General features: G+C 70.9%; 21 protein-coding genes. 13 read left to right on the top strand and 8 right to left on the bottom strand.

The annotated features are described in order from the left end of the window. Positions 1 to 4: 4 nt before the first annotated feature. Together ctaD and ctaC are read right to left on the bottom strand one after the other, a co-directional pair. Positions 5 to 1,621: an aa3-type cytochrome oxidase subunit I gene (gene ctaD, locus C2865_RS11650; protein WP_106398705.1), complete on the bottom strand. Its 1,617-nt coding sequence runs from the start codon at positions 1,619 to 1,621 to the stop codon at positions 5 to 7. Positions 1,622 to 1,698: 77 nt separating this feature from the next. Further along, on the bottom strand, positions 1,699 to 2,505 hold the full coding sequence (ctaC, locus tag C2865_RS11645) for an aa3-type cytochrome oxidase subunit II (RefSeq protein WP_198653175.1): 807 nt from the start codon (positions 2,503 to 2,505) through the stop codon (positions 1,699 to 1,701). 167 nt (positions 2,506 to 2,672) lie between these two features. Here ctaC and C2865_RS11640 point away from each other — a divergent pair, with 167 nt between their 5' ends. Next, on the top strand, positions 2,673 to 3,803 hold the full coding sequence (locus C2865_RS11640; protein WP_106398357.1) for a cysteine desulfurase family protein: 1,131 nt from the start codon (positions 2,673 to 2,675) through the stop codon (positions 3,801 to 3,803). 32 nt (positions 3,804 to 3,835) lie between these two features. Further along, positions 3,836 to 4,150 (top strand): sulfurtransferase TusA family protein, encoded by a 315-nt coding sequence (locus tag C2865_RS40660; RefSeq protein WP_106398356.1) that lies wholly within the window; start codon positions 3,836 to 3,838, stop codon positions 4,148 to 4,150. Positions 4,151 to 4,180: 30 nt separating this feature from the next. Here C2865_RS40660 and C2865_RS11630 read toward each other — a convergent pair whose 3' ends face one another. Then, positions 4,181 to 5,143 (bottom strand): carbohydrate kinase family protein, encoded by a 963-nt coding sequence (locus tag C2865_RS11630; RefSeq protein WP_106398355.1) that lies wholly within the window; start codon positions 5,141 to 5,143, stop codon positions 4,181 to 4,183. A gap of 86 nt (positions 5,144 to 5,229) precedes the next feature. Further along, positions 5,230 to 5,574 carry an iron-sulfur cluster insertion protein ErpA gene (erpA, locus tag C2865_RS11625; protein ID WP_106398354.1) on the bottom strand — a complete coding sequence of 115 codons (345 nt, stop codon included), beginning with the start codon at positions 5,572 to 5,574 and terminating at the stop codon, positions 5,230 to 5,232. A 222-nt stretch (positions 5,575 to 5,796) separates the two neighbouring features. On the opposite strand from erpA, the gene nadA reads away from it, so the two are divergent. Next, a complete protein-coding gene (gene nadA, locus C2865_RS11620) occupies positions 5,797 to 6,948 on the top strand; it encodes a quinolinate synthase NadA (RefSeq protein WP_106398353.1) in 1,152 nt (383 codons plus the stop codon). 126 nt (positions 6,949 to 7,074) lie between these two features. On the opposite strand, the gene C2865_RS11615 is transcribed toward nadA, so the two are convergent. Continuing rightward, entirely contained in the window at positions 7,075 to 7,875 is an 801-nt protein-coding gene (locus tag C2865_RS11615) for a PspA/IM30 family protein (protein WP_198653174.1), read from the bottom strand. Between the two features lie 136 nt (positions 7,876 to 8,011). On the opposite strand from C2865_RS11615, the gene C2865_RS11610 reads away from it, so the two are divergent. Both C2865_RS11610 and C2865_RS11605 read left to right on the top strand, forming a co-directional pair. Further along, complete coding sequence (locus C2865_RS11610; protein ID WP_232835530.1) at positions 8,012 to 8,608, top strand: DUF3043 domain-containing protein; 597 nt, start codon at positions 8,012 to 8,014, stop codon at positions 8,606 to 8,608. A gap of 39 nt (positions 8,609 to 8,647) precedes the next feature. Beyond that, entirely contained in the window at positions 8,648 to 9,649 is a 1,002-nt protein-coding gene (locus tag C2865_RS11605; protein WP_106398351.1) for an aldo/keto reductase family protein, read from the top strand. 37 nt (positions 9,650 to 9,686) lie between these two features. Here C2865_RS11605 and C2865_RS11600 read toward each other — a convergent pair whose 3' ends face one another. Next, on the bottom strand, positions 9,687 to 9,908 hold the full coding sequence (locus C2865_RS11600; RefSeq protein WP_106398350.1) for a hypothetical protein: 222 nt from the start codon (positions 9,906 to 9,908) through the stop codon (positions 9,687 to 9,689). A gap of 99 nt (positions 9,909 to 10,007) precedes the next feature. On the opposite strand from C2865_RS11600, the gene C2865_RS11595 reads away from it, so the two are divergent. The 6 genes from C2865_RS11595 (at position 10,008) to C2865_RS11570 (ending at position 17,196) form a co-directional block, all read left to right on the top strand. Further along, positions 10,008 to 10,955, top strand: coding sequence for a bifunctional adenosylcobinamide kinase/adenosylcobinamide-phosphate guanylyltransferase (locus tag C2865_RS11595; protein WP_106398703.1), 948 nt, complete (start codon positions 10,008 to 10,010; stop codon positions 10,953 to 10,955). A 17-nt stretch (positions 10,956 to 10,972) separates the two neighbouring features. Continuing rightward, the gene (locus C2865_RS11590) at positions 10,973 to 11,737 is read left to right on the top strand and encodes an adenosylcobinamide-GDP ribazoletransferase (protein ID WP_232835529.1); all 765 of its coding nucleotides are present in this window, start codon (positions 10,973 to 10,975) and stop codon (positions 11,735 to 11,737) included. A 109-nt stretch (positions 11,738 to 11,846) separates the two neighbouring features. Beyond that, positions 11,847 to 13,316, top strand: coding sequence for a leucyl aminopeptidase (locus C2865_RS11585; RefSeq protein ID WP_106398349.1), 1,470 nt, complete (start codon positions 11,847 to 11,849; stop codon positions 13,314 to 13,316). 107 nt (positions 13,317 to 13,423) lie between these two features. After that, positions 13,424 to 14,818: a dihydrolipoyl dehydrogenase gene (lpdA, locus tag C2865_RS11580; protein ID WP_106398348.1), complete on the top strand. Its 1,395-nt coding sequence runs from the start codon at positions 13,424 to 13,426 to the stop codon at positions 14,816 to 14,818. A 36-nt stretch (positions 14,819 to 14,854) separates the two neighbouring features. Next, positions 14,855 to 16,276, top strand: coding sequence for a 2-oxoglutarate dehydrogenase, E2 component, dihydrolipoamide succinyltransferase (gene sucB / locus C2865_RS11575; RefSeq protein ID WP_106398347.1), 1,422 nt, complete (start codon positions 14,855 to 14,857; stop codon positions 16,274 to 16,276). 26 nt (positions 16,277 to 16,302) lie between these two features. After that, positions 16,303 to 17,196 (top strand): TIGR01777 family oxidoreductase, encoded by an 894-nt coding sequence (locus C2865_RS11570; RefSeq protein ID WP_106398346.1) that lies wholly within the window; start codon positions 16,303 to 16,305, stop codon positions 17,194 to 17,196. A 62-nt stretch (positions 17,197 to 17,258) separates the two neighbouring features. Here the strand turns inward: C2865_RS11570 and C2865_RS11565 are convergent, their stop codons facing one another. Further along, positions 17,259 to 18,797: an acyl-CoA synthetase gene (locus tag C2865_RS11565; protein WP_106398345.1), complete on the bottom strand. Its 1,539-nt coding sequence runs from the start codon at positions 18,795 to 18,797 to the stop codon at positions 17,259 to 17,261. Positions 18,798 to 18,902: 105 nt separating this feature from the next. Between C2865_RS11565 and C2865_RS11560 the strand changes: the two genes are divergently transcribed. Next, entirely contained in the window at positions 18,903 to 19,499 is a 597-nt protein-coding gene (locus C2865_RS11560; protein WP_106398344.1) for a TetR/AcrR family transcriptional regulator, read from the top strand. 120 nt (positions 19,500 to 19,619) lie between these two features. Further along, positions 19,620 to 20,675, top strand: coding sequence for an NHL repeat-containing protein (locus C2865_RS11555; protein WP_157963664.1), 1,056 nt, complete (start codon positions 19,620 to 19,622; stop codon positions 20,673 to 20,675). A gap of 63 nt (positions 20,676 to 20,738) precedes the next feature. On the opposite strand, the gene glnA is transcribed toward C2865_RS11555, so the two are convergent. Next, the gene (gene glnA, locus C2865_RS11550) at positions 20,739 to 22,163 is read right to left on the bottom strand and encodes a type I glutamate--ammonia ligase (RefSeq protein ID WP_106398342.1); all 1,425 of its coding nucleotides are present in this window, start codon (positions 22,161 to 22,163) and stop codon (positions 20,739 to 20,741) included. Between the last annotated feature and the right edge of the window lie 45 nt (positions 22,164 to 22,208).

Genomic DNA, 22,208 nt, shown 5'->3' with positions numbered 1-22,208 from the left:
GGGGTCAGCCCTCCAGCTTCTTCGTCTTCGTCGCGACGCCGCTGCCGATCATCTCCGCCGCACGGTGCGCCTCGGCGGCGTGGTGCAGGTCGAAGGCCGGACGCTCGGAGCGGATCCGCGGGATCGAGTTGAAGTTGTGCCGCGGCGGCGGGCAGGACGTCGCCCACTCCAGGGAGCCGCCGTAGCCCCACGGGTCGTCGACCGTGACCTTCTTGCCCTTCTTCCACGTGATGTACAGGTTGTAGAAGAACGGCAGCATCGAGGCGCCCAGCAGGAACGAGAAGACCGTGGACAGCTCGTTCAGGCCGGTGAACTCCGCGGCGTAGTCGGCGTAGCGGCGGGGCATGCCCTCGGCGCCCAGCCAGTGCTGCACCAGGAAGGTGCCGTGGAAGCCGATGAACAGGACCCAGAAGTGGATCTTGCCCCAGGTGTCGTTGAGCATCTTGCCGGTGAACTTGGGCCACCAGAAGTAGAAGCCCGCGAACATCGCGAAGACGACCGTGCCGAAGACCACGTAGTGGAAGTGCGCCACCACGAAGTAGGAGTCCGACAGCTGGAAGTCCATCGGAGGCGAGGCCAGGATGACGCCGGTCAGGCCGCCGAAGAGGAAGGTGACCATGAAGCCCAGCGAGAAGAGCATCGGGCTCTCGAAGGTGAGGTGCCCTCGCCAGATCGTGCCGATCCAGTTGAAGAACTTCACACCCGTTGGAACCGCGATCAGGAACGTCATGAACGAGAAGAAGGGTAGGAGTACCTGCCCCGTCACGAACATGTGGTGCGCCCACACGGTGATCGACAGGCCGGCGATCGCGATGGTCGCGCCGACCAGGCCGATGTAGCCGAAGACCGGCTTGCGGCTGAACACCGGGAGGATCTCGGTCACGATGCCGAAGAACGGCAGCGCGATGATGTAGACCTCCGGGTGGCCGAAGAACCAGAACAGGTGCTGCCAGAGGATCGCGCCGCCGTGGGCGGAGTCGAACACGTGCGCGCCGAACTTGCGGTCGGCGAACAGCGCCAGCAGCGCCGCGGCCAGGACCGGGAAGGCCAGCAGGACCAGGATCGAGGTCAGCAGGATGTTCCAGGTGAAGATCGACATCCGGAACATCGTCATGCCCGGTGCGCGCATGCACAGGATCGTGGTGATGAAGTTGACCGCGCCCAGGATCGTGCCCAGACCCGACAGGGACAGGCCGATCACCCACAGGTCGCCGCCGAAGCCCGGCGTGCGGACGGAGTCCGACAGCGGGGTGTAGGCGAACCAGCCGAAGCTGGCGGCGCCGTCGGGGGTGAGGAACGCGGCGAGCACGATCAGGCTGCCGAACAGGAAGAACCAGAACGCCAGCATGTTCATGCGCGGGAACGCCACGTCGGGCGAGCCGATCTGCAGCGGCATGATCACGTTGGCGAAGCCCGCGAACAGCGGGGTCGCGAACATCAGCAGCATCACCGTGCCGTGCATGGTGAACAGCTGGTTGAACTGCTCGTTGCTGACCACCTGCATGCCGGGCTTGAACAGCTCGGTCCGGATCACCAACGCCATCACGCCTCCGATGAGGAAGAACGCGAAGGAGGTGATGAGGTACATGTAGCCGATGACCTTGTGGTCGGTCGACGTCATCCAGTTGACGATCAGCCGGCCCTTGCTGGTGCGGGGGCCCGCCGCGGGGGTGAGCGCGGGGCTCTCTGAGATCGCGGTCACTGCGCGCCTCCGGACTTCTGCTGCGCCACGAAGTCGTTGAACTCGGCCTGCGAGACGACCTTCACCTGGAAGAGCATCCGGCTGTGGTCGACGCCGCAGAATTCGGCGCAGCGGCCTTCGTACGTGCCGATCTTCGTCGGTCGCAGCTCGAACTTGTTCACGTATCCGGGAACGACGTCCTTCTTGTAGATGAAGGCGGGAACCCAGAAGGAGTGGATGACGTTGTCCGACTTGAGGTTGAAGCGGATGGACTTGTCCACGGGGACGACCAGGACCGGCTTCTCACCCTGGGCGGTGCCGCCCGGGGCGTCGGGCGACGTCGGGGTGCCGACGATGCTGATGGGGGAGCCGTCCGCCTTCTTGAAGGCGTCGCCGAGGTAGTCGAACTGCCAGCTCCACTGGTAGCCGATCACGTCGACCGTGACGTCCGGCTTGTCGCTCAGCTTCGTGACGTACGCCTCGTCACGGGCGGTGTAGAAGAACAGCACGCCGATGATGACGAACGGCACGGCGGTGTAGAGCATCTCGACCGGGAGGTTGTAGCGCACCTGCAGCGGAAGGCCTTCGGTGCCCTTGCGCTTGCGGTGGAACAGCACCGCCCAGATGATCAGGCCCCACACGATCACGCCGATCACGATCGCCGCGATCCACGAGCCCTGCCAGAGCGAGAGCATGCGTTCGCCCTGCTCGCTGGCGGGGTCGGGATACCCAAGGCGCTTCAGCTCTTCAGCGTCGCAGGCGGTGGCGGCCATCGCCAGCAAAGCCAGCGCGGTCGCGCTTCTCAGCGCTCGGCGGCCACGCACTGGCGTACGCCGCTCCCTAGAGCGGGTCGGACTCACGGATTGCCTTCCCCACAGATGAAGCCCGGGGCCATCCCCGGGCGGCTGCATTCAAATAGATCCTCGTTTGGTGGACACATTAGCGCGGGTGTCCTGGGAGTCCCCCTCGGGACCCCCGTTAATGTCGTACTGTGCCTTACTTCGACGCTGCCTCTACCGAACCGCTACACCCGGCGGCCCGATCCGCGCTGCTGGCGGCGTTCGAGACGGGATGGGCGGACCCGGCGCGCCTGTACGGCTCCGGACGACGGGCCAGAATGCTACTGGATGAGGCGAGGGCCCGGACCGCGGCCTCCCTGGGGGTCAGGCCGGACGAGCTGAGCTTCACCGCGTCGGGCACCCAGGCCGTGCACCTGGCGGTGCTGGGCGCGCTGGCCGCCCGCCGCCGGGTGGGGCGCCATCTGGTGGTGGGCGCGGTGGAGCACTCCAGCGTCCTGCACGCCGCGGAACTGCACGAACGGGAGGGCGGGACGGTCACCACCGTGCCGGTGGACCGCCACGGCCGGGTCGACCCGGCGGAGTTCGCCGCCGCGCTGCGCCCCGGCACCGCGCTGGCCTGCCTGCAGTCGGCCAACCACGAGGTGGGCACGGTGCAGCCGGTCGAGGAGGCCGCCGAGGCGTGCCGCGCGGCCGGGGTGCCTTTGTTCGTCGACGCCGCCCAGTCCGCGGGACGGGTGCCGCTCCCCGGCGGCTGGTCCCTGCTGGCCGCCAGCGCCCACAAGTTCGGCGGCCCGCCCGGCACCGGCCTGCTGGTGATCAGGAAGGGCACCCGCTGGCGGTCCCCGCTGCCCTCCGACGAGCGGGAGGGCGGGCGGGTGCCCGGTTTCCCGAACGTGCCGGCCGCCCTGGCCACGGCCGCGGCGCTGGAGGCCCACTCCGCCGAGTTCGCCGCCGACGCGCCCCGGCTGCGGGAGCTGGTCGACCGCATCCGCACCCGGCTGCCCGAACTGGTGGCCGACGTGCAGATCGTGGGCGATCCGGTGCGAAGACTCCCCCACCTGGTGACCTTTTCCTTCCTCTATGTGGAAGGAGAGGCCATCATCACCGAACTGGACCGGCTGGGTTTCGAGGTTTCGTCCGGTAGTTCGTGCACGGCCGATACGCTTCGACCGAGCCATGTGCTGGAGGCCATGGGAGTGATCACCCATGGCAACGTCCGGGTATCGCTGCCCCGTGGCGCGACCACCGCGGACGTCGACCGGTTCCTCGCCGTCCTGCCCGACGCGGTGACCCGGTTGCGCAAGAGCGCGGGCGTCACCTGACGCCCGCCACGCCGAGAAGGGAAGCGTGATCCATGGGCTTCCGCCGCCGCGGCACCCGCAGGCAGCCCCCCGCGCCGCCGGCCCCGCCCGCGCCCCCGCCCGTGCCGGCCGGTCCCCCGGCCGCCCTGGTCCTGGACGCGCTGGGCCGCAAGTGCCCCATTCCGATCATCATGCTGGCCGAACGCATCCGCGACGTGCCGCTCGGCCAGGTCATCGCGGTCCAGGCCGACGACGTCGCGGCCCGCACCGACATCCCCGCCTGGTGCCGGATGAAGTCGCAGACGTTCGTGCGCGAGGAGGCCCTCCCCCAGGGGGGGTGGGCCTTCCACGTCCGCCGTGATTACTGAAGAGACCCGTGATTACTGAAGAGACCCCTGCTACCTGAGGTGGGCGGCGACCTCGTCGGCGGCCGCGGAACCGTAGGCCTGGCCCATGCGGGTCAGCAGGGTCTCGCGCTCCAGCCGGTACTCCTGGCCGCCGGCGGTCTCCAGCGCGTGCGCGGCGACGAGGTTGCCCAGCTGGGCGGCGCGCTCCAGGTCCAGGCCCCAGGCGACCGCGGCCAGGAAGCCGGCGCGGAAGGCGTCGCCCACCCCGGTCGGCTCGACCTTGCGGACCTCGGGCGCGGCCGGGACGTGCAGGCCGGGCTCGCCCTTGCGGTCGATCACCACGCCCTTGGGGCCCAGGGTGGTGACCCGGATCTCGACCTGGTCGAGGATCTCGGCGTCCGACCAGCCGGACTTCTGCTCGCAGAGCGCCTTCTCGTACTCGTTGGTGAACAGGTAGGCGGCGCCGCCGATGAGGCTGCGCACCTCCGCGCCGTCCATGCGGGCGAGCTGCTGGGAGGGGTCGGCCGCGAACGCCACGCCGCGGGCGCGGCACTCCTCGGTGTGGCGGACCATCGCCTCGGGGTCGTTGGGGCTGACGACCACCAGGTCGATCTCGCCGAGCGGGGCCAGCTCGATGTTGCGGGCCTCGCTCATCGCCCCCGCGTAGAAGGAGGCCATCTGGTTGTGGTCGGCGTCGGTGGTGCACATGAACCGGGCGGTGTGCCGCAGTTCGGAGATGTGCACGCCGGAGCAGTCCACCCCGTGGCGCTCCAGCCAGGCGCGGTAGTCGGCGAAGTCGGTGCCGACCGCGCCGACCAGCAGCGGGCTCAGGCCCAGGCAGCCGAGGCCGAAGGAGATGTTCGCCGCGATGCCGCCGCGCCGGATCTCCAGCTCGTCCACCAGGAAGGAGAGCGAGACCTGCTGGAGCTGGTCGGGCAGCAGCTGGTCGGAGAACCTTCCGGGGAAGGTCATCAGGTGGTCGGTCGCGATGGAGCCTGTCACGGCGATGCGCACGGTGGTGGCTCTCCTTCATGCAGGGGTGAACGGAAAAAGGGCCTGATCAGATTACTCTGTCAGGCCCTCGGGGAGCTGAGAAGCCCCTAGGAGAAGCTGTCGCCGCAGGCGCACGAACCCGTGGCGTTGGGGTTGTCGATCGTGAAGCCCTGCTTCTCGATCGTGTCGACGAAGTCGACGGTGGCCCCGCCCAGGTAGGGGCCGCTCATGCGGTCGGTCACCACGGTGACGCCGTCGAAGTCGTAGGTGATGTCGCCGTCGAGCTGCCGCTCGTCGAAGAACAGCTGGTAGATCAGCCCGGAGCAGCCGCCCGGCTGCACCGCCACGCGCAGCGCCAGGTCGTCGCGGCCTTCCTGCTCCAGCAGGGCCTTGACCTTCTGCGCGGCGGCGTCGGTGAGGATGATCCCCTGCTGAGTGCTGGTCTCCGTCATATCTATGTACTCCCAGTAGCGGGGCCGAGGAATTGCCAACAGTCACAACGTACCTGCCGACGTGGTTCTTCCCCTGCCGGCGGGGTTTTTCTCATGGTGCCACAGGACCCCCCGGGCACCGACCCCGACTACGCGTGATGTGTCCGGTATGTGGTTACATGGGAATCGTCACTCCGACGATAAGTACCCCCAGCCAGTCCCCGTGCGCGGGAAGGAGCCCCCGTGGCGACCACAACCGATCTCCCCCTGCTGTTCCTCGGGCAGGACGCGGACCCCCACAGCGAACGGGGCGTGCAGTGCCCCGGCGAGCTGCCCCCCGCCTCCGACCCGCAGCTGGTGGCCAGGGCCGCGGCGGCCAAGGCCGCCCTCGGCGACAAGGTCTTCGTGCTGGGCCACCACTACCAGCGCGACGAGGTGATCCAGTTCGCCGACGTCACCGGCGACTCCTTCAAACTGGCCCGCGACGCCGCCGCCCGGCCGCAGGCCCCCTACATCGTCTTCTGCGGCGTGCACTTCATGGCCGAGTCCGCCGACATCCTCACCGGCGACGACCAGCGGGTCGTCCTGCCGGACCTGGCCGCGGGCTGCTCGATGGCCGACATGGCCACCTTCGACCAGGTCGAGGACTGCTGGGACACCCTGGCCGACCTCGGGATCGCCGACCGGGTCGTCCCCGTCACCTACATGAACTCCTCGGCCGACATCAAGGCGTTCGTGGGCCGCCGCGGCGGCGTGGTGTGCACCTCCTCCAACGCCAAGCGGGCCCTGGAGTGGGCCTTCGAGCAGGGCGAGCAGGTCCTCTTCCTGCCCGACCAGCACCTCGGCCGCAACACCGCGGTCCTGGAGCTGGGGTTGTCCCTGGAGGACTGCGTGGTCTACAACCCGCACCGGCCGGGCGGCGGGCTCACCGACGAGCAGCTGCGCAACGCCAAGATGATCCTGTGGAAGGGCCACTGCTCCGTGCACGGCCGCTTCAGCCTCGCGTCGGTGGAGGACGTGCGCGCGCGGGTGCCCGGCGTCAACGTGCTGGTCCACCCCGAGTGCCGGCACGAGGTCGTCACCGCCGCCGACCTCATCGGCTCCACCGAGTACATCATCAAGACCCTGGACGCCGCCGAGCCCGGCAGCTCCTGGGCGATCGGCACCGAGCTCAACCTGGTCAAGCGGCTGGCCGCCGCGCACCCGGACAAGAACGTCATGTTCCTCGACAAGACGGTCTGCTTCTGCTCCACCATGAACCGCATCGACCTGCCCCACCTGGTCTGGGCCCTGGAGTCCCTCGTCCGCGGCGAGGTCCCCAACCAGATCACGGTCGACCCCGAGACCACCCGCCACGCCAAGGCCGCCCTGGACCGGATGCTGGCCCTGCCGTGACGGCGGCCGCGACCCCGTCGCGGCGGCGATTCGGGCCTTAGGGCCCGAATCGCAACGGTTTCCGGTGGCTCGGCGCGCCGGGGAGGACACGCTCCCGGAGGCCCGCGAAGGGAACGGGCGGCGGGATCAGCTTCCCTGTTCGGGCCACTGCTTCTGCTGCTGGGGCTGCGGGGCGGGCTGCTGCTGGGGCTGGGCGGGGCCGGCGTCCAGCGGCTTGGGCGCCTCGCCGCCCTGGCCGAGCTCGGCCTTGAGCCGCTCCAGCTCCAGCTCCACCCCGGTGGTGGCGTTCATCCGGTTGAGCTCGGCCTGGATGTCGTCGCGCGGACCGGAGTAGTCCTCCAGCGCGCCGGACTCCAGCAGCTCGTCGATCGCCCCGGCCCTGGCCTGCAGCTGCGCGGTCCTGTCCTCGGCGCGCTGGATCGCCAGGCCCACGTCGCCCATCTCCTCGGAGATGCCGCTGAACGCCTCGCTGATGCGGGTCTGCGCCTCGGCCGCGGTGTAGGTCGCCTTGATCGTCTCCTTGCGGGTGCGGAAGGCGTCCACCTTGGCCTGCAGCCGCTGCGCCGCCAGCGTGAGCTTCTCCTCCTCGCCCTGCAGCTGCCCGTACTGCGCGCGCAGGTCCGTCAACTGGGAGTCGAGGCCGGCGCGGCGCTCCAGCGCTGCCCTGGCCAGGTCCTCCCGGCCCACCTGCAACGCCTGGCGCCCCTGGTCGGTGAGCTTGTTGTGCTCCTTCTCCAACCTCGTGATCTGCAGTTCGAGGCGCTTGCGCGAGGTGGCCACGTCGGCCACGCCCCGCCGCACCTTCTGCAGCATCTCAAGCTGGCGCTGGTAGGAGTAGTCCAGGGTCTCCCGCGGATCCTCGAGACGGTCCAGCGCATTGTTGGCCTTGGACTTGAAGATCATCGACATTCGCTTCATCACGCTCATCGCGCGCGGACGTCCCTTCGATACGGGGTCGCTAAACCCGAGCCAGCCACGGATGGGCTCTTATCACCCTACGTTGTTGACGCACGGCCCGACCATGAGGTTCCTTGCCGGTATCGCCATCAAATATCCTTCTTCCGTGTTCCGACGTGGCAGCGACTCCTCAGACACCTCCTCCTCCGCCGAGACCGCCGAGGCGCGGCCCCTCAAGGAAGGAGGCAAGGGCCGTCCCACTCCCAAACGCAGCGAGGCCGAGAAGGTCCGCCGCAACCGGCTGGTGACCGCGCCCAAGGACCGCAAGGAGGCCTACCGGCAGGTCCGCGCCCGCCAGGCCCAGCAGCGGGCCAAGGTGCGCGAGGGCATGGCCAAGGGCGACACCCGCTACCTGCCCAAGCGGGACCAGGGCCCGGTGCGCGAGTTCGCCCGCGACTACGTCGACTCGCGGCGGACCTTCGGCTCCCACCTCATGCTGATCATGTTCGTCGTCGTGCTGGTGAGCTTCGTGCAGACCCCGCTGACCCAGCTGCTGTTCGTGATCATCCCGCCGGTGCTGCTGTTCGTGGTCCTCACCGAGAGCCTGCTGATCTCCCAGAAGATCAAGAAGCTGGCCGCCGCGCGCTTCCCGAACGAGCAGCTCAAGGGCGTCGGCCTGTACGCCGCGACCCGCTCCCTGCAGATGCGCCGCCTGCGCATCCCCACCCCGCGCTACGGGCCCGGGGACAAGGACAAGATCTGACGAGGCGACCCGGCCCCGCGCGAGCCTAGGATCGGGATCATGGAATTCCGATACCTGGGCCGCAGCGGCCTGAAAATCTCTGAGATCGCCTACGGGAACTGGATCACCCACGGATCCCAGGTCGAGGAGGACACCGCGGTCGCCTGCGTGCACGCCGCGCTCGACGAGGGCATCACCACCTTCGACACCGCCGACGTCTACGCCGGCACCCGCGCCGAGACCGTCCTGGGGCGCGCGTTGAAGGGGCAGCGCCGGGAGTCCCTGGAGATCTTCACCAAGGTCTACTGGCCGACCGGCCCCGGGCCCAACGACCGCGGCCTGTCGCGCAAGCACATCATGGAGTCGATCAACGGCTCGCTGAGCCGGCTCGGCACCGACTACGTCGACCTCTACCAGGCCCACCGCTTCGACCACGAGACCCCGCTCGAGGAGACCATGCGGGCGTTCGAGGACGTCGTGCGCCAGGGCAAGGCGCTGTACATCGGGGTCTCGGAGTGGCGGGCCGAGGAGATCGCCGCCGCGTTGAAGATCGCCGAGGAGCGCGGCTTCGACCGCATCATCTCCAGCCAGCCGCAGTACTCGATGCTGCACCGGGTGATCGAGGCCGAGGTCGTGCCGCTGTGCGAGCGCGAGGGCATCGGGCAGATCGTCTGGTCGCCGATCGCGCAGGGCGTGCTGACCGGCAAGTACCTGCCGGGCCAGGCGCCGCCGCCCGGCTCGCGCGCCACCGACGACAAGAGCGGCGCGGACTTCGTCAAGACCTGGATGCGCGACGAGATCCTCGACCGCGTGCAGGGCCTGCGGCCGATCGCGCAGGAGGCCGGGCTGAGCATGGCGCAGCTCGCGGTGGCCTGGGTGCTGCAGAACCCGAACGTGTCCGCGGCGATCATCGGCGCGTCCCGCCCCGAGCAGATCCGCGACAACGTGAAGGCCAGCGGGGTGCGGCTGGAGAAGGAGCTGCTCGCGCGCGTCGACGAGGTGCTGGGCGACGCGGTCGTCCGCGACCCCGCGCACACGCAGTCGCCCGCCACCCGCCCGTAACGAACGGGAGCAGGTCGTCCCCCTCGGGGACCGGCGCTCAGTCCAGGGAGAGCGGCATCGGGCCGTACACGACGCGGTCGTCGTCCAGCAGGCGCACCCGGGCGACGCCCGCATCGGCCAGCAGGCGCCAGTTCTCGCCCAGCCAGCTCTCGGCGTCGGACTGGGTGGTCTGGTAATCGGGCTGATCAAAGGGCGCGGGCAGAACGCTCGCCGGGATCTCCGTCCCGTCCGCCTTCTCGTAACGCCACGTCCACGCCATGTCCCGCCAGACCCCCTCGACTTCGTGCCCGCTACCGCTCCGGGGATGTGTCCCACTGGGATCATGCCACGTGTTCGGCGCCGTATAGTGCGCTGCGCCATGCGAATCGAGATCGAGGGCGACGCCTCCGCGCTGGGCTGGCCCGCCCCCGGCTGCTCCTGCGCCTCCTGCTCGCCGTTGCGCCGGCGGGGGGAGAGCCGCGCTCCGCTGCGCGTCCTGGTCGACGGGCGGCCGCTGGACCAGTGGGAATCGGTCGCCGTCCCCGGCGGTCTGGACGTGCGGACGGACGCGGGAGGGCGGCTGCTCTACGGCCACCGCGCGGCGTGTCCGGAACCGGCTGCCGGGGCCGTCTACGACGCCGTCCTGCTGGACCTGCTGGAGCGCCCCGAGCAGCTGGCGGTGCTGCGGCGGTCGGGGGCGGTGGCCGAGCACACCCGGATCCACGCCGTCCACGTCGACCACCGGGTGCGGGACGCGGCCGAACTGCGGCGGCGGCTGGGGTTCTGGCGGGCGCCCGTCGCCGGGCCGCACCGGACGCTGCTGCTCGGCGGCTCGCGTTCGGGCAAGTCCGCCGAGGCCGAACTGAGGCTGGCCGCCCACCCCGAGGTGACCTATCTGGCCACCGGGCCCCGCCCGGACGGTTCCGACCCCGAGTGGGCGGCGCGGGTGGGCGCGCACCGGACGCGCAGGCCGTCCTGGTGGCGGACGGTGGAGTCCGACGCGCTCGCCGGGGTGCTGCGCGAGGCGACCGGCGCGGTGCTGGTGGACGGCCTGGGCACCTGGCTGGCCGCCGTCATGGACCGCACGGGCGCCTGGGAGGACGCCGACGCCGTCCGCCCCCTCCTGGCCGAGGCCGTGGCGGCGTGGCGCGGCACGCGGGCCGTCGTGGTGGCGGTCTCCGACGAGGTGGGGCTCTCGCTCGTGCCGGAGAACCGGGCGGGGCGGCTGTTCCGCGACCTGCTCGGCGAGCTGAACCAGCGGCTGGCCGCCGAGTCCGAGGACGCCGCGCTCGTGGTGGCGGGCCGCCCCCTGCCGCTGTGGCCCTGACGGTAGCCTCGCTGCCCGTGCCCCTTCCCCCCTCCCTGCGGTTGTCCTTCGGCCTGCTCAGCGTCCTTCCCGTCGGCTTCGTCGAGGCCGACCGCCGGACGTTCGGCGCGGCCATGGCCTGGGCCCCGCTGGTCGGCGCGGTGCTCGGGGGCTGCCAGGCGCTGGCGTTCGTCCTGCTGGAGCGGGCCGGGGCGGGCGCCCTCCTGGCCGCGGTGCTCGCGGTGGGGCTGGGCGCGGTGCTCACCCGCGCGCTGCACCTGGACGGGCTCGCCGACGTCGCCGACGGCCTGGGCAGCGGCAGGCCCGCCGCCGAGGCCCTGGCGGTGATGAAGCGCTCCGACATCGGGCCGTTCGGCGTTGTGACACTCGTGTTCACCCTGCTGGCGCAGGTCGCCGCGGTCGCCTCGGCCGGGCATCCGGCGGCGGCGCTGGTCCTGGCCGGGGCGACCGGGCGGCTGGCGCTGGTGTGGGCCTGCTCCCCCGGCGTGCCCGCGGCCCGGCCGGACGGGCTGGGCGCGCTGGTCGCCGGGACGGTGCCGGCGCGCGTTCCGGCGGCCTGGACCGGGGCGCTGCTCCTGGCCGCCGCCGGGACCGCCGCGTGGCGGGCGGGCCCGGCCGCGGAGTCCCTGGTCCTCGCCGCCGCGGTGCCCGTCGCGCTGGGCGCCGCCGCGCTGCTGCGCCGCCACCTGGTCCGGCGGTTCGGCGGGGTCACCGGGGACGTGCTGGGCGCCCTGGCGGAGCTCGCCGGAACCGTGGTCCTGGTCGTCGCCACCCTGGGGTAAAGACCGACAAATCCCAACGATTTTCCGGGTTCTCGCACCCTCCCCGATCGGGGCAAGGCTCGATCGAAACGGGGGAAACAGGTTCCGGGGGCGAGTAAGGTCGAGAGGCGTGACGACGAATCTCAGTATCAGCCAGACCGATCCCGCCTCCCTCGACGTGGACGCCCTCGTCATAGGCGTGGGCCCCGAGGCCGTCCCGGCCGCCGGCTCGCAGGGCGTGGACGGCGCGCTGGACGGGCGCCTGGCCGAGGCGCTCAAGGCCGTCGGCGCCACCGGCAAGGCCGGTGAGGTGGTCAAGCTCCCGACCCTCGGCGCGCTGCCGGCCAAGGTGATCGTGGCCGCCGGGCTGGGCGAGGACCCCGGGCCCGAGGCGCTGCGCCGGGCCGCCGGAGCCGCCGTGCGCGCCCTGGCCGGCACCGCCCGCGTCGCGCTCGCGCTGCCCGCCGACACCCCCGAGCGCGCCTCCGCCGTGGCCACCGGCGCGCTGCTGGGCAACTACTCCTTCGGCCGCTACCGCACCGACGCGCAGCCCGAACCGGTGGGCGAGCTCGTGCTCGTCACCGACCTGGACGCCACCACCCTGGCCGAGCGGGCCGAGGCGGTCACCGGCGCGGTCCGCCTGGCGCGCGACCTGGTCAACACCCCGCCCTCCCACCTCACGCCCGAGGACCTGGCCGGCGTGGCCGAGAACGTCGCCCGCGAGCACGGCCTCGACCTGGAGGTCCTCGACGAGAAGGCGCTGGTGGACGGCGGCTACGGCGGCCTCGTCGGCGTCGGCCAGGGCTCGGTGAACCCGCCGCGGCTGGTCCGCCTGGGCTACCGCCACCCGCAGGCCGACAAGACCGTGGTCTTCGTCGGCAAGGGCATCACCTTCGACACCGGCGGCATCTCGATCAAGCCCGCCGAGGGCATGGACTGGATGAAGTCCGACATGGGCGGCGCGGCGGCCGTGCTCGGCGCGCTGCAGGCCGTCGCCGCGCTCAAGCCGAAGGTCAACGTGGTCGGCTACCTGGCCATCGCCGAGAACATGCCGTCGGGCACCGCGCAGCGGCCCTCCGACGTCATCACCATCTACGGCGGCAAGACCGTCGAGGTCCTCAACACCGACGCCGAGGGCCGGCTCGTCATGGCCGACGCCATCGTGCGCTCCGCCCAGGACTCCCCCGACCTGCTCGTCGACGTCGCCACGCTGACCGGCGCCGCGCTGGTCGCCCTGGGCGTGCGCACGACCGCCGTCATGGCCAACTCCGACGAGGTGCGCGAGAAGGTCGTCCAGGCCGCGGAGCGCTCCGGCGAGAACGCCTGGGGCATGCCGCTGCCCGAGGAGCTGCGCAAGGGCTTCGACTCCCAGGTCGCCGACCTCGCCAACATCAGCGGCGAGCGGTGGGGCGGCATGCTCGCCGCGGGCGTCTTCCTCAAGGAGTTCGTGCCCGACGGCGTGCGCTGGGCGCACCTGGACATCGCCGGCCCCGCCTACAACAAGGGCGAGCCCTACGGCTACACCCCCAAGGGCGGCACCGGTGCCGCGACCCGCGCGCTGGTGCAGATCGCCGAGGACGTCGCCGACGGGCTCCTGTGACCTGAGTCAAAGCCGTATGCGGCTCTTACCGCTCAGTACAAATGAAAAGATGGCCCTACCTGGCATTTCTCCGGGTGCCTACCGGGGCCGGAGAAACGAGTATCCACATGAAGGAGCGTCCGGTGACGAACAAGGGCCCGTACGACCTCGTCGTGCTCGGCGGCGGGAGCGGCGGCTACGCCTGCGCGCTGCGCGCGTCGGAACTGGGCATGCGCGTCGTCCTGATCGAGAAGGACCCCGACCTCGGGGGCACCTGCCTGAACCGGGGCTGCATCCCGACCAAGGCCCTGCTGCACGCGGCGGAGGTGGCCGACGAGATCAAGGAGGCCTCCTCCTACGGCATCAAGGCCAGCTTCGAGGGCATCGACGTGCCCGGGGTGCAGGCATACAAGAACAAGATCGTCTCCACCACGGTCAAGGGCCTCACCGGCCTGATCAAGTCCAAGGGCATCGAGATCGTCAACGGCGCGGGACGGCTGGTCTCCCCGACCGCCGTGGCCGTCGGCGACGACGTCTACGAGGGCGACCACGTGGTGCTGGCCACCGGCTCGGCCCCCCGCTCGCTGCCCGGCCTGGAGATCGACGGCGACAAGGTCATCTCCAGCGACCACGCCCTGGAGCTCGACCACGTCCCGGCCTCCGCGGTCATCCTGGGCGGCGGCGTCATCGGCGTCGAGTTCGCCTCCGTCTGGCGCTCCTTCGGCGCCGAGGTGACCATCGTCGAGGGGCTGCCGCACCTGCTGCCGCTGGAGGAGGAGTCCTCCTCCAAGCGCCTGGAGCGCGCCTTCCGCAAGCGCGGCATCAAGTTCGAGCTCGGCGCCCGCTTCTCCGGTGTGAAGACCACCGACGCGGGCGTGTCGGTCTCCCTGGAGAACGGCAAGACCATCGACGCCGAGCTGCTGCTGGTGGCCGTCGGCCGCGGCCCGGTCTCCCAGGGCCTGGGCTTCGAGGAGAACGGGGTGCGCACCGAGCGCGGCTTCGTGACCGTCGACGAGTACTGCACCACCTCCGTGCCGACCGTCTCCGCGGTGGGCGACCTGATCCCGACCCTGCAGCTGGCCCACGTCGGCTTCGCCGAGGGCATCCTGGTCGCCGAGAAGGTGGCGGGGCTCAACCCCACCCCCATCGACTACGACGGGGTCCCCCGCATCACCTACTCCAACCCCGAGGTCGCCTCCGTGGGCATCACCTCCGCCAAGGCGCGCGAACTCGGCCTGGAGATCAACGAGATCACCTACGACCTCGCGGGCAACCCCAAGAGCAAGATCCTGGGCACCCAGGGCGAGGTCAAGATGATCGCCGAGAAAGACGGTCCGATCCTCGGCGTCCACATGGTGGGCGCGCGGGTCGGCGAGCTGGTCACCGAAGGCCAGCTGCTCTACAACTGGGAGGCCCTGCCGGCCGAGGTGGCGCAGCTCATCCACGCGCACCCCACCCAGTCCGAGGCGGTCGGCGAGGCAGCACTCGCCCTCGCCGGCAAGCCCTTGCACGTCCACGGCTGACGACAGACAGCCCACGAAGAGGAGTCGCTGAGAACCATGCCGGTCTCCGTCACCATGCCCCAGCTCGGAGAGAGCGTCACCGAGGGCACCGTCACCCGCTGGCTGAAGAAGGAGGGTGAGCACGTCGAGGTCGACGAGCCGCTCCTCGAGGTGTCGACCGACAAGGTCGACACCGAGATCCCCTCTCCCGCCGCGGGCATCCTGAGCAGCATCACCGTCGCCGAGGACGAGACCGTCGAGGTGGGCGCCGAGCTGGCGGTCATCTCCGGCGCGGACGAGGCTCCGGCCCCGGCCGCCCCGGCCCCGGCCGCCCCCGAGCCGGAACCCGAGCCCGAGCCGCAGGCGCCCGCGCCGCAGGCCGCCGCCCCGGCCCCGTCGTCCTGGCCGCCGGCCGCACCCGCGGCGGCGCCGACCCCGCCGCCCGCACCCGCGCCCGCGGCTCCCCAGCCGCAGGCTCAGGCGCCGGCTCCGGCCGCCGCCCCGCAGACCGCTCCGGCCGAGGCCGAGGGCGCCTACGTGACGCCGCTGGTCCGCAAGATGGCCGCCGAGCTGGGCGTCGACCTGTCCGCGGTGAAGGGCACCGGTGTCGGTGGCCGCATCCGCAAGCAGGACGTCCAGGACGCCGCCAAGGCCAAGGCCGCCGCGGCTCCCGCTCCGGCCGCCGCGCCCGTGCAGGCGCCTGCGGCTCCGGCGGCTCCGGCCGCGCCCGCCCCGGTGCCGGCCGCGGCCGCGGCCAAGCGCGGCACCACCGAGAAGATGAGCCGCATGCGCCAGACCATCGCCCGGCGCATGATGGAGTCCCTGCAGACCTCCGCCCAGCTCACCACGGTCGTCGAGGCCGACATCACCAAGATCGCCCGGTTGCGCGACCGCGCCAAGGCCGACTTCCAGGCCCGCGAGGGCGTCAAGTTGTCGTTCCTGCCGTTCTTCGCCCTCGCCGCCGTCGAGGCGCTGAAGGTGCACCCGGTCGTCAACGCGGTCCTCGACACCGAGAACAACGAGATCGTCTACCACGAGGTCGAGCACCTGGGCATCGCGGTGGACGCCGAGCGCGGCCTGTCCGTGCCGGTGATCAAGGACGCCGGCGAGCTCAACCTCGCCGGGCTCGCCCGCAAGATCTCCGACCTCGCCGAGCGCACCCGCACCGGCAACGTCAGCCCCGACGAGCTGGGCGGCGGCACCTTCACCGTCACCAACACCGGCAGCCGCGGCGCGCTGTTCGACACGCCGATCATCAACCAGCCCCAGGTCGCCATCCTGGGCACCGGTTCGGTCGTCAAGCGCCCCGTCGTCGTCAACGACCCGGCCCTGGGCGAGGTCATCGCCATCCGGTCCATGGTCTACCTGTCCCTGACCTACGACCACCGGCTGGTGGACGGCGCCGACGCCGCCCGCTTCCTCACCACGGTCAAGCACCGTCTCGAGGAAGGCCACTTCGAGTCCGAGCTCGGCCTCTGAGCAAGGCCTCCCCGTAGGCTGACGGCATGCGAGCGATCATCTCGGGTGCCTCAGGTCTGATCGGTGAAGCCCTCGCCGCGCGTCTGCGCGGCGAGGGCTTCGACGTTCTGCGGCTGGTGCGCCGCGCGCCCGCGCACCCCGACGAGGCCTTCTGGGATCCCGCCGCGGGCGAGGTCGACCGTACGGCGCTGGAGGGCGCGGACGCGGTCGTGCACCTGGCGGGCGCCGGTATCGGCGACCGGCCCTGGACGGAGTCCTACAGGCGCGAGATCCGCGACAGCCGCATCGGGGGCACGCGGCTGCTGGCCGAAGCCCTGGCCGGGCTGGACTCGCCGCCGCCCGTCCTCGTCAGCGGCTCCGCGATCGGCTTCTACGGCGACACCGGAGCGGCCGAGGCCACCGAGTCGGCGCCCAGGGGCACCGGCTTCCTGGCGGACCTGGTGGCCGACTGGGAGGCCGCCGCCGCCCCGGCCGCCGCCGCCGGGATCCGGGTGGTCCATCCCCGCACCGGCATCGTCCTGTCCCGCCGCGGCGGGATCCTCGGTAAGACGCTGCCGCTGTTCCGGGCGGGCGCGGGCGGCAGGCTCGGCGACGGCCGCCAGTGGATGAGCTGGATCACCCTGCGGGACGAGGTCGCCGCCCTGGGCCACCTCATCGCCTCCGACCTGTCCGGGCCGGTGAACCTCACCGCTCCCTCCCCGGTCACCAACGCCGGCTACACCCGGGAGCTGGCCCGCGTCCTGCGCCGTCCAGCGGTCCTGCCCGTCCCCGCTCCCCTGCTGAAGCTCGTCCTGCGCGGGTTCGCCGCCGAGGGGCCCCTGATCAGCCAGCGGGTCCTGCCCGCCCGGCTCCTGGAGTCCGGGTTCGCCTTCGCCGACCCGGACCTGCCCGCGGCGCTGCGGGCCGTCCTGGGGAGATGAGCGCCGCCCCCGGCCGGGGAGGGCCGGGGGCGGGGTGCCGGGGGGAGGACACCGTCACATGGTCAGGAACCCGCCTGCCCGGCGTACTCGTCGCGCAGGACGCGCTTGAGCAGCTTGCCCGTGGGGTGGCGGGGCAGCTCGTCGCGGAAGTCGATGCTCTTCGGGCACTTGTAGTGGGCGAGGTTGTCGCGGCAGTGGGCGATGAGCTCGGCGGCCAGCTCCTCGCCCGCGTCGTCCATCGACATCGGCTGGACGACGGCCTTGACCTGCTCGCCCATCTCCGGGTCGGGGATGCCGAAGACCGCGACATCGGCGACCTTGGGGTGCACCGCCAGGAGGTTCTCGGCCTCCTGGGGGTAGATGTTGACTCCGCCGCTGATGATCATGTGGGACTGGCGGTCGGTGAGGTAGAGGAACCCGTCGGCGTCGACGTGGCCGATGTCGCCGAGGGTGGTCCAGCCGCGGCCCTTGGGGTCGCGCGAGGACTCGGTCTTCTCGGGGTCGCCGTGGTAGACGAACTGCGGGCCCTTGTCGAAGTACAGGACGCCGGTCTCGCCGACGGGCAGTTCCTCGCCCGCCTCGTCCAGCACGTGGATCTCGCCGAGCACGGGCCTGCCGACGGTGCCCGGGTGCGCCAGCCAGTCCTCGCTGTTGACGTACATGAAGCAGTTGCCCTCGGTGCCGGCGTAGTACTCGTGGACGACCGGGCCCCACCACTCGATCATCTGCCGCTTGACCGGGATCGGGCAGGGCGCCGCGGCGTGGACGGCGAACTTCAGGCTGGAGACGTCGTAGGAGGCGCGGACCTCCTCGGGGAGCTTGAGCAGCCGGATGAACATCGTCGGCACCCACTGGCTGTGGGTCACCCCGTGCTCCTGGATGAGCGACAGCGCCTTCTCCGGGTCGAACTTCTCCATGACGACGACGGTGGCGCCGAAGCGCTGGAACGTCATCGTGTAGCGCAGCGGCGCCGCGTGGTAGAGCGGGGCGGGCGAGAGGTAGACGGAGTGCTCGTCGGGCGCGAAGAGGAACTGGATGAGGTGGAACAGCACGCCCGGGGTGCCGAACGGCTGGAAGTCGATGACCGGCTTGATGCCCTTGGGCCGCCCGGTGGTGCCCGAGGAGTAGAGCATGTCCATGCCCTCGACCTGCTCGTCCAGCGGGGCCGCCGAGGCGGCGGCCACGGTGTCCTCGTAGGAGGTGAAGCCCGCGGTGGCGCCGTCCAGCATGAGCCTGAGGACGAGGCGCTCGTTGCCCTCGGTGATCTGCCCGGCGACGCCGGCCAGGGAGGCGGCGGTGACGAACGCCCTGGCCTCGCAGTTGCCGACGATGTAGCCGGCCTCGTCGGCGGTGAGCCGGGTGCTGATGGCCGTGTAGTAGAGGCCGGAGCGCTGCGCGGCCCAGGCCACGGCGAAGAACTCCCACCGGTTCTCGAGCATGAACGCGATGTGCTCTCCGGGACGGAGCCCCGCTTCGTGGAAGACCCGGGCGAGGCGGTTGGACGCCTCGTCGAGCTCCCGGTACGTGACGGTCCGGCCGGAGCCCGACATGATCACGGCCGGCTTGTCCGGGAACCGCCCGGCCATCGTCCCAAGATCCATAGCGCTACCTCGACGTTGAAGCGATGTTACGTTTTCCGCATTGTGTTACACCCCCTGGCGCCAGGGGAAGAGGAAAACCGAATTTGATTCGGTGAAGGAGCGCAGATGCTGGACGAGATCACCCGGGAGGAGTCTCCCGAGCACCACCCGACGACGGCCCGGATCCTGCGCGCCGCCCTCGAGGAGTTCCTGGACAAGGGCATCCGCCGGGCCAAACTGGAGGAGATAGCCCGCCGCGCCGGCGTCTCCCGCGTCACCGTCCACCGCCGCTACCCCGGCAAGCAGGACCTGGTGACCGCCGTCCTCATCGAGGAGGCCCGCGACCTGTACGCCCGCGGCCGCGTCGTCGCCCGCGCCGAGAAGACCCTCCCCGACAAGATCGCCGCGGCCTTCGTCTTCATCTTCGACTACGCCCGCCACGGCCGCCTGAAGCCCCTCCTGCTCTCCGACCCGGGCCCCTTCCTCCCCGCCTTCACCACCCGCGGCGAGCCCCTCATCGTCCTTCTCCGCGCCTACTACCTGGAACTCATGCGCGACGCCGGGGTCCACCACCCCGCCATGGAGGTCTCCGCCGACGTCCTGGCCCGCACCGTCGTCTCCTACTGCCTCTCCCCCAGCGCCGTCGTCGACCTCCGCGACCCCGCCAACGCCGCCGACTTCGCCCGCCACCACCTCGCCCCCATCCTCCAGACCGGCCCCTGACCACCCCCGCCGCCGGAACTACAAAGCGAGGCCGCCTGTCCAGAGGCAGGAGAAAACGGGTCGGCGTTTCGGCACTCCCGTGAGAAGAGAACCACCGCGGCCCGAGGCGATGATGCCCGCATGATCAAATTGAGAATCGCGATGGGAGCCGCCCTGCTGGGCCTGCTGTCGACCGCCGCCCCCGCTTCCGCCGAGGAACCGGCGGAGGTCACCTGGACCGAGGAGAAGCCCGCCTTCACCTGGTCGCGCAGCGGCCTGCTGGACACCGCCGCCGTCGGCGAGGACGTCTGGACCGCCGGATACCAGGGGGCGGTGTCGGTCGGAGACGCCTTTCTCAGCTTCCCGCTCGTGAACGCCAAGCCCGTCGTGCAGCGTTACTCCGCGGGCAAGTGGAAGAGCTTCGACCTGCCCGGACCGGTCTACGGGAGCATGGAGCAGCTGGCGGCCGGCGGCCCCGAGAACGTCTGGGTACGCGGCATCTCCTACACCAGGCTGGGAACCGACCTGGCCCCCTACCTGGCCCGCTGGGACGGCTCGGCCTGGACCCGGGTCCTCCTGCCCGAAGGCGTCGCGGTCCATGACATCGCCGTCGCGTCCGATGCCACGTTCGTGATCGAATCCTCCACCGAAAAGCTCCACACCTACGCCGACGGGCAGTGGACCGCCGACTCCCGGTTCTCCTCCGTCCGGAACATCGTCTCCCACCCCACCGGAGGAACCTGGATCGAGGCGGTGGAGAACGACCGCCTCGTGGCCGCCCGCTGGGCAGGAGGGACCTGGCAGGAGCTCCCCCTCCCCGACGGGGTCGCCTCCCTCACCGAGCTCTACCCGCTGGCGCCCGGCTACCTGCTGGCCTACACCGACCAGAAGCGCTACGCCCGCTGGGACGGCTCCGCCTGGGCCCCGGTCGGGCCCGCCGACCTGGCCGCCCCCTACGCCGACAAGGCCGCCCTGTCCCCCGCCGGCACCCCCTGGCTGACGCGGTACTACGCCCCCGCGCTGTCCAACCCCACCGCCACGGTCTCCTGGCTCGACGGATCCGCCTGGGCCACCACCTGGAACCCGCTGCCCGCGCACTCCCACCTCAAGATCCGCGGCATCACCGCCACCTCCGGCAAGATCTGGGTCGTCGGCCACGGCGAGAAGAACCCGGCCGTCGCCACCACGACCTCCTGACCCGCCGCCCCGAAACCGAAGGAGCGGGACGGGCCTGGGCCCGTCCCGCTCCTTCCGCCCCGATCAGACGTCGAAGTACAGCTCGAACTCGTGCGGGTGGGGGCGGAGGCGGATGGGGTCGAGTTCGTTCTCGCGCTTGTAGGCGATCCAGGTGTCGATGAGGTCCTCGGTGAAGACGCCGCCTTCGAGGAGGAAGGCGTGGTCGGCCTCGAGGGCCTGCAGGACGGCCTCCAGGGAGCCGGGGACCTGCGGGATGTTGCGGGCCTCCTCGGGCGGGAGCTCGTAGAGGTCCTTGTCGACGGGCTCGATCGGCTCGATCTTGTTCTTGATGCCGTCGAGGCCGGCCATGAGCATCGCGGCGAAGGCCAGGTAGGGGTTGCACGACGGGTCCGGGACGCGGAACTCGATGCGCTTGGCCTTGGGGTTGGTGCCGGTGATCGGGATGCGGATGCAGGCGCTGCGGTTGCGCTGGCTGTAGACCAGGTTCACCGGGGCCTCGTAGCCGGGGACCAGGCGGTGGTAGCTGTTGACCGTCGGGTTGGTGAAGGCCAGCAGGGCCGGGGCGTGCTTGAGCAGGCCGCCGATGTAGAAGCGCGCCGTGTCCGACAGGCCCGCGTAGCCGACCTCGTCGTAGAACAGCGGGCTGCCGTCCTTCCACAACGACTGGTGGCAGTGCATGCCCGAGCCGTTGTCGCCGAAGATCGGCTTGGGCATGAACGTGACGGCCTTGCCGTGCTCGCGGGCCACGTTCTTCACCACGTACTTGTAGAGCATCAGCTGGTCGGCCGAGTGCAGCAGCGTCGAGAACCGGATGTCGATCTCGGACTGGCCCGCGGTGCCCACCTCGTGGTGCTGCATCTCGACCTCGATGCCCACCTGCATGAGCTGCTTGGACATCTCCGAGCGCAGGTCGGTGTAGTGGTCCATCGGGGGCACCGGGAAGTAGCCGCCCTTGTAGGGGGGCTTGGCGCCGAGGTTGCCGCCCTCCTCCTTGCGCCCGGTGTTCCAGGCTCCCTCGATCGAGTCCAGGAAGTAGAAGCCCTCGTTGGCGGCGGTCTTGAACCGGACGTCGTCGAAGATGTAGAACTCCGCCTCGGGACCGAAGAAGGCGGTGTCGGCGATGCCCGTGCCGATCAGGTAGTCCTGCGCCTTCTTGGCGATGTTGCGCGGGTCGCGGCTGTAGGGCTCGCCGGTCAGCGGGTCGTGGACGAAGAAGGTCAGGTTCAGCGTCTTGTGCTGGCGGAACGGGTCCACGACCGCGGTGGTCGGGTCGGGCAGCAGCAGCATGTCCGACTCGTGGATCTCCTGGAAGCCGCGGATCGAGGAGCCGTCGAACATCAGCCCGTCGCTGAAGACGTTCTCGCCGAAGTTCGAGGCGGGAAAGGTGAAGTGCTGCACGGTGCCGGGCAGGTCGACGAAGCGGACGTCGACGAACTCCACACCTTCGTCACGGATATAGGACAGGACTTCCTCGGCGCTGTTGAACATCCGGCCTCCCTGGGCGTTTCCAACGATCATCGACTCTAGGTCGCG

The organism is Actinocorallia populi, assembly GCF_002995495.1.
GTDB lineage: Bacteria > Actinomycetota > Actinomycetes > Streptosporangiales > Streptosporangiaceae > Actinocorallia > Actinocorallia populi.
This window is presented reverse-complemented; position numbering and strand designations above follow the sequence as displayed.